Here is a 7,009-nt window from a genome sequence, read left to right as displayed (position 1 = left end):
GTGGTAACTCCACCTTACCGATGAGCCCGGTGGCCACCGAGACCGAAATCGCGTGGGTGGGGCATGCCCCACCCACGCGATCGCCTCAATCTACACCGGAAATTACACCACGAGCGCGGACGCTAACTGTCTTCCAGCACCACAGCTTCGATGAAGCCATGGTCTTCCTGCGACGCGACAAGCGCCGCGCTCAGCTTGCGCCGCCAGGTATAGACCAACGCAGTGGAGACGTCGTGCTGCCGAGCAACCTGCGCGACACACGCGCCGGGCGCAAACGCCTCTTCCAGAATGCGCCGCTGTTCCTCGGTACTCCAGCGACGGCGGCGTTCAGGCCCGCCGAAAACCGTGATCCGTCCCACAAACACCGCTCCTAAGTTCGCAAATAACTGCGACCTTAAGACCGATCCATCATCCCACCGACAAGGCGCCGCTCAGCGGATGCGTGCGTCGAAAGCGCATGGACCTACCGCTATCCACCGCGCATTGGCGTGAAGAAGCTCTACATCCATGAGCGGGTCTCGCCCGTCGTGCGTGAGATCGCCTGGAAAGCACAATCTCGCCTTACCGCCCGATATCGGCGGCTGGCGGCAACCGGCAAGCGAACGACGGTCGTTTGCACCGCGATCGCACGCGAGCTTGCCGGCTTCATGTGGTTGGTCGGACGCGTGGCGCAGCCAGTCTGATCGACCCATCCCACTCGCGCACAGGCGGGGGCAGGATCACGGCAGGGGAACGCCCGACAGACGCTTTGTGGCCGGCTATTGGCCGACGCCCGTAGTAAGACAGGGACTGCCCCAGACGCTTAATCGGTAATGCGGTATCCAACCCGCGCATCAGAGCTGGACGCCTCGAAAAACGCTGGCCTTTGCGGGGTAGATTTGATTCACTTCGCCGACGCTGTGGCGGAGGCAGAAATGGCAGGACAGCCGGGTTTCTTTGATCTTTCGGACCGATATGAGGCGCTGAGCGCGGCAGGCGATCCGCTGGAGCGGTTGTCGGCGGTGGTGGACTTCGAGCTATTCCGGGGACCGCTGGTGGCCGCGCTGCGCCGTGGTCCTCGTAACAAGGGCGGACGGCCGCCGTTCGATCCGGTGCTGATGTTCAAAATCTTGGTTCTACAGGCGTTGTATTCGCTGTCCGACGAGGCGACCGAGTTTCAGATCAAGGACCGGCTATCGTTTCAGCGTTTCCTGGGCGTGGGGCTGGAAGGCACCGTGCCCGATGCCACCACGGTCTGGCTGTTCCGCGAACGGCTTGTGACGGCCAAGGCGATCGACCGGCTGTTCGCGCGCTTCGATGTCGTGCTCAAGGACCAGGGATATCTGGCCATGGGCGGTCAGATCATTGATGCCACCGTTGTACCCGCACCCAAGCAGCGCAACACCCAGGAGGAGAAGACGGCGATCAAGGAAGGCCGTATCCCCAAGGAATGGACGCCTGCCAAGGTCCGGCAGAAAGACCGCGATGCGCGCTGGTCGATCAAATATAGCAAGGCCAAGGTCCAGGAAGGTGCCGATCCCAGGGCGGCAAAGCCGGTCGATCTGGCCATTCCGATGTTCGGCTATAAAAATCATATCGGCATCGATCGGGCTCACGGTCTGATCCGTACCTGGGATGTGAGCGCCGCCAATGCTCATGACGGGGCGCGACTGCCCGATCTGATCAGCAAGGATAACACTGCATCGGGCGTTTGGGCCGATACCGCCTATCGATCGAAGAAGAACGAGGCGTTCCTCGCCAAGGGCATGTTCACCAGCAACATCCACCAGAAGCGCCTACCCAGACGGCCGTTGCCTGAACGGATAGCCAGAGCCAATGCAAGGCGCTCAAAGGTCCGCGCCGCCGTTGAGCATGTTTTTGCCGGACAGAAACACCGCATGGGCCTTGTCGTCCGCACCATCGGCATCGCTCGCGCCACTATCAAGATCGGCATGGCCAACCTGGTCTATAATTTCCAGCGCCTCGCATGGCTCGAAGGCCGCGCTGCGCCTGCATGACACGAAAACCGGAATCAGCGATCGGCTCCGTCCAGAAAATCAACGGATCGGTGCAGCGGAATCGGCACTACCCGCCCGCTGCCGCCTCCTCCTGCGCCCAATTGGACATAATCCGACGGTTCTTCGAGGTGTCCAGCTTGATCACCGACGTCCTTCAGGTCCTGCCTCCACCTGTGTGCGATTATCCAAATGGCTCCGGGTGGACCGGTCGCTGGCGCACGCCCGAAACGTTGACAGCGGACATCAGAGCGCAGGGTCGCCCTCAGTCGCTCAGCGGACATACGGTCTTACGATCGATGGGGGCAAGTCAATGACCGAACTTGCGTGCCTCTACGCTCTTGAATTGTGCCTAACGCTCTCGGAGACGTGCCAAAAATTGGTCCTAATTTTCTGCAAGGCACCATCAAGAGGCTACGGTTATCTGCCTCTCCTCATCAAAGCGCTTAAATATGCGCTTTGAAAAGGCGTCATATGTAAAATATTCCTCGAACACAGATCTCGCTCCAACTCCGATCTTCTGGCGCAGTTCCGCATCATCAATCAGCCGTGAAATAGCGTCAGCGATCTCTTGTGGACTGTTATGCTTGAGTATAAGCGCGGATTCTTCATGCTGCAGATAGCGCGACGTCCCAGTAGTGGCGCTACAGATCAAGGCTTTGCCGAGAGCAAGGCTATCCAGTGAAACCAAGGGCAATGTATCATCTCGCGAACAAACCAGGATGATGTCTGTATCAGATAATGCCTTGCGATATTCGTCATAGGCTAGTTCGCCGCCGAAATGCACTTGCTTGATACCTGCTGCCATCACTTCTAACTGATGATGGTACCCGACGGCCAAGGTTCGGCCGAACAGGTCAAGTCGCGCTTTTGATCGAATTTCAGGAGCGACATCACCCATGCCTAATATCGCCAAATCCTGCCCCTTGCGCGGCTCGATTGAACCGAAAACTGCAATTCGGATTGCAGGATTGCCTTCTGCTGCTGTAATGTCATCAACCCCGTATTCAACAATATGCGGTTTTAACCCGTAATAGGCCAAAGCATCAGCAGCATGCTGGCTGCCGCTCCATATTTGCGTCGCACTTCGAACGGCATCGAGGAAATCGGGATAGATGTCAGCGAAATGATGGACCAATTCTGTTTCATGAGAATAGAGAAAAGTAGGGGTAGTCTTCGCCAATTCAGCCACAGACTGCCAGCAAACGATCGTGTTAGCTATCACAAAGTCGAAACTACGCGCCAGAACCATTGAGCTTTCATGTCCAGTCAAAATCAACTCGTCGATTATAACTGTAATTCCATGGCTGACTAGCTTCGAACGGTAAGGACCGTCCACCGGCGAGACAACGGTCACGAAGTAGCCCTCGCTCTGCATCAACAAGGCAAGATCATAGGCAACTTTAGGAGCGCCACTGGATGTAAGGTCATGCGATAGAATCAGAACATCGTCTTTCCCTGCTGATCCAGATCCAGGGAACACCTGGAAATTTTCCGGCGAGTCCATGTATGTCAAGCTACGCATCGCCGGTGTGAAATAAGGATCACGTGCAACATATTCACACCAGCGCTTCAACAGAAACACCTCTGACTTGTCGCGCTTGAAGGCTTTTTTTACGGCCTCTTCTTCTCCGATCGACACATGGCCAATATGCACGAGTTTGGCGTAAGGCGTGTAAACGCAACGAAATCCCGCTTCCCGAACTCGGAAGCACAGATCGACGTCGGAATGACCGATCGGCGCATTGACCGCATCGAATCCTCCAATATCCCAGAACAATTTTGCTGGCATGGCAATTAAGGCGCCGCACAGAATTGACACATCCCTCACGCATTGGGCGAAATTGAAATGCACGGAAGAATTGTCGGGATAACAGTGGAACGCGGTGCCAACCAACCGGCGCATTCCTGTGGCCATACCGCCATGCTGGATCAACCCGTTCTCATATAGCAATTTGGGTCCAACCGCACCGACACCCGGCAACGTCACATATTCCAACAATCCCTGTATCCAATCAGGGGTGATTACGCGCACATCGTCATTAAAGAAAATGACATATTCCCCATCACTAGCCATCGCACCGGCGTTACATTTATCCGAAAAATTAAATGGCTTATCGTAATTGGCCCAATTAACCTTGTTAGACGAAAACCCTGGCTTGAGATTAGAAACAATGCCGCTATTCGTCACGACCACAATATTATAATTAACATAGGTAGTGTTTTCCAAGATGGAATTAATTGACGCTTTAATATTACGTTCGTTATCGGAAGGGATGACGATTGATACTTTAACATCATGCGAAACATGGCGAACGATCCGGTTGGCAGTCGGAAGGGGAGTGGCGGTGCCATTCCAACCACGCCGATCGACCGCATCTTGAAGTGCGGCGATATTGCTGATCCGAGCAGTAGGTTTGCCGCCAGAAGCAGCGGATGTGGCGATCATTCGCCAAGCATAGAGATATTTTTCGACATGAACGACGCGGACATCTTTTTCCGATATACGCAGGGCTAGGTCGTAGTCCTGCGAGAAGTCATAAACGGAGCGAAAGCCGCCAACAGCTTCAACAATGCTTTTTTTGTAAAGGGTCAGATGTCCCGTGTACATGTAGTTAAAAAGCATGGACGGAGACCAGTCCGGCTTTGCGAACAAGTCGGACACATTATTTTCTTCGTCGATTTTAAATTCGTCGCTGTACAGCCAATCTGGCTTGTCGTTGTGGATAATGGCCCTAGCCATTTCTTCCAGGGCATCATTAGTGAGCATATCGTCATTATCGAGCAGCGCGACATATTCGCCTGTCGCAAGGGCCAGGCAATCGTTGGAAGCGGCCGATATACCGCCATTGGCTTCGCGCATTACGACTTGGATGCGCTTATCCCAAGCTTGCAGTTCTAGGAGCAATTCCCGCAGTTCCGCTGAAGTTGAGCAATCATCCACGATGCACAGCTGCCAGCGATCGTAGGTTTGGTGCTGCACGGACTCTACCATCTGGCGCAACCAGATGACCGGGACATTGTACACCGGCACTAGGATCGAAATCTCTGGACCAGCGATGAAAGCTTTTTTGGTCGACGGAGCCAGGCGCTGCCGAATATCAGCTTGCAAGCGTCTGCGATTGTCTTCCAGGGGGGGGCAGTGAGGTTCTGTCAAGATGGGTTCGGGTTCGCTCGGTGATGAGGGCACGGCACGGGCTGCAAGCCGCCTCTCCACACTTCCGAACCGGCAATAATGAAGCAGCGGGTTATATTCCGCCTTCGCCACATCAGGATGGAAATTTAGATAAGCAGAAGTGGAAAAGTGTGGACTTGGATCATAACCCTTCTTCCAGCCCCAACGTAGGTAATGCTCAATAGGATCGCCAACCACATCTGGATATTTTTCGAAATAGAATGCCCGATCGAACAGACCGAAATCGACTATGTCGATGTAATCCTGCGCAAAATTCCTCGCCTGTTGCGGTATGTTTACATTGTCTATCATTGCCCGAATAAAGGGCCTGTGGTTCAAATCTTCATGACGCTTGACAATATCAATGCCTTCCCCTGCAAGATAGGCCAGCATATCAAAATTATGATTGGGGGAATAACCATTACGCCATCCTTGACGAATGAAATGGCGTTCGGCTTCCTCTTCCTGTACATCAGGGTAGCGCGATATATAGTACAATTTGTCGAAGGGAATGGCAAACCCAGATGTCCACCTCAAGATAAACTTGCGAAAAGCACTACGGTGATTTGCGATCTTTTGATGGTCATGCATGATCAAAGCCCCCGATAGCGCATATTATGAGAAAAATATGCATCATGTTCGTCATCTTAAGCACGACCAATTGTTGCTCTGATACCATCTTCCAATGATATTCGTGGGTGCCAGTCAAGTAGGCTAGCCGCTTTTCTGACATCAAGTACGCTGCGCCGTACATCGACCGACCGCGCTTCCTGATGTCGTACCTCAATTGGAACTCCGCCAATGCGGCTCACCAAATCGCAAATCTGGAGAAGAGACGTTTCGCTTCCACCGCCAATGTTGAAGATGTCGCTACGGCCCTGATAGGAGGCGGCTAGGCGAACGGCGTTCGCAACATCGGCAAGGTAGATGAAATCGCGCGTGCTAAGGCCATCGCCCCAGATGGTGAGCGGCTCGCCACGGGCGGCCGCCTCAACGGCGGCGGCAATAAAACCCAAGCGTCTTGTCCCCTGCTGTCCGGGACCATAAGGATTGGACACCCGAAGAATAATGACGCGCATTCCTGATCGACGGCTGACTTCCATCAGAGCCTGTTCGGTTTGCACCTTGATCATGCCATACGCATTTATTGGCGCGGTCTGGACATCTTCATGGGTCGGGACGACATCGGTCTGGCCGTAAACGGTTCCCCCCGAAGAGATGAACACGAAATTGGGTATTTGAAGCCGTGCCACCTGTTCGGCCAGTTCTACTACGGGTATAACTTGGGACGCCAGTAATTGAGCAATGCTGGGAGCCAAAGAGGCGGGCGACAGGCTTCCTGCAGCGTAAATCACGGCTTGGCATCCTGCCATTATTTCATCAGGCCGCTCCGATGACAGGTCACCAAATCGCCAGTCGATGAACGGCAAGCTCTGTAGCGACGGCGCTCGGGTGATGACGGTGACCGACTGTCCGGCTTCGCTTAGCGCTCTTGCCGCTGCTCCGCCGATCAGTCCGCCACCATAGACCAAGACCTTGCCTTCGTGACCGGGCAAACGCAATTCTCCAACTTAAATAATCTGCGGGACAGCGCTAAGCCTTAGATTGGGCGTCTTGAGCTTGCAAGCTTGGTTGGACGCGAAAAGCTAAAGCGCCCATCGCGGTGAACTTCAAGATATAAGAGCCTTGCCTCAGCGTTCGAGCATGTCATTTTAGAGCGGTTTCCACACGAATTGAATCATTGGGGATTCCCTTGTCCGTGCTGATGTGATTCACGCTTCCTGCTGGTTGGAGGAGGCCAGTATGGATGGCGCGAACACTTTCACAGGACCTTCGGGAC

At 54.2% G+C, this 7,009-nt stretch carries 4 protein-coding genes and 1 pseudogene; 2 read left to right on the top strand and 3 right to left on the bottom strand.

What is annotated here, in order from left to right; genetic code table 11:
- Nucleotides 1-122: 122 nt before the first annotated feature.
- The gene (locus ACFQ24_RS04790) at nucleotides 123-359 is read right to left on the bottom strand and encodes a transposase (protein WP_380909377.1); all 237 of its coding nucleotides are present in this window, start codon (nucleotides 357-359) and stop codon (nucleotides 123-125) included.
- An 87-nt stretch (nucleotides 360-446) separates the two neighbouring features.
- On the opposite strand from ACFQ24_RS04790, the pseudogene ACFQ24_RS04785 reads away from it, so the two are divergent.
- Together ACFQ24_RS04785 and ACFQ24_RS04780 are read left to right on the top strand one after the other, a co-directional pair.
- Nucleotides 447-683: pseudogene (locus ACFQ24_RS04785) on the top strand (IS110 family transposase); the annotation flags it as partial.
- A 231-nt stretch (nucleotides 684-914) separates the two neighbouring features.
- Nucleotides 915-1,997 carry an IS5 family transposase gene (locus ACFQ24_RS04780; RefSeq protein ID WP_207081020.1) on the top strand — a complete coding sequence of 361 codons (1,083 nt, stop codon included), beginning with the start codon at nucleotides 915-917 and terminating at the stop codon, nucleotides 1,995-1,997.
- Between the two features lie 403 nt (nucleotides 1,998-2,400).
- Here the strand turns inward: ACFQ24_RS04780 and ACFQ24_RS04775 are convergent, their stop codons facing one another.
- Together ACFQ24_RS04775 and ACFQ24_RS04770 are read right to left on the bottom strand one after the other, a co-directional pair.
- Nucleotides 2,401-5,760, bottom strand: coding sequence for a glycosyltransferase (locus ACFQ24_RS04775; RefSeq protein ID WP_380909374.1), 3,360 nt, complete (start codon nucleotides 5,758-5,760; stop codon nucleotides 2,401-2,403).
- Between the two features lie 56 nt (nucleotides 5,761-5,816).
- A complete protein-coding gene (locus ACFQ24_RS04770) occupies nucleotides 5,817-6,701 on the bottom strand; it encodes an NAD-dependent epimerase/dehydratase family protein (RefSeq protein ID WP_380909372.1) in 885 nt (294 codons plus the stop codon).
- Nucleotides 6,702-7,009 lie beyond the last annotated feature (308 nt).

This window comes from Sphingobium olei (assembly GCF_042678845.1).
In the GTDB taxonomy this organism is placed as follows: Bacteria; Pseudomonadota; Alphaproteobacteria; order Sphingomonadales; family Sphingomonadaceae; genus Sphingobium; species Sphingobium olei.
This window is presented reverse-complemented; position numbering and strand designations above follow the sequence as displayed.

Coding starts and splice junctions, on each gene's coding strand:
- ACFQ24_RS04775 (WP_380909374.1), bottom strand. CDS start 5,760: ATGCATGACCATCAAAAGATCGCAAATCACCGTAGTGCTTTTCGCAAG.
- ACFQ24_RS04780 (WP_207081020.1), top strand. CDS start 915: ATGGCAGGACAGCCGGGTTTCTTTGATCTTTCGGACCGATATGAGGCG.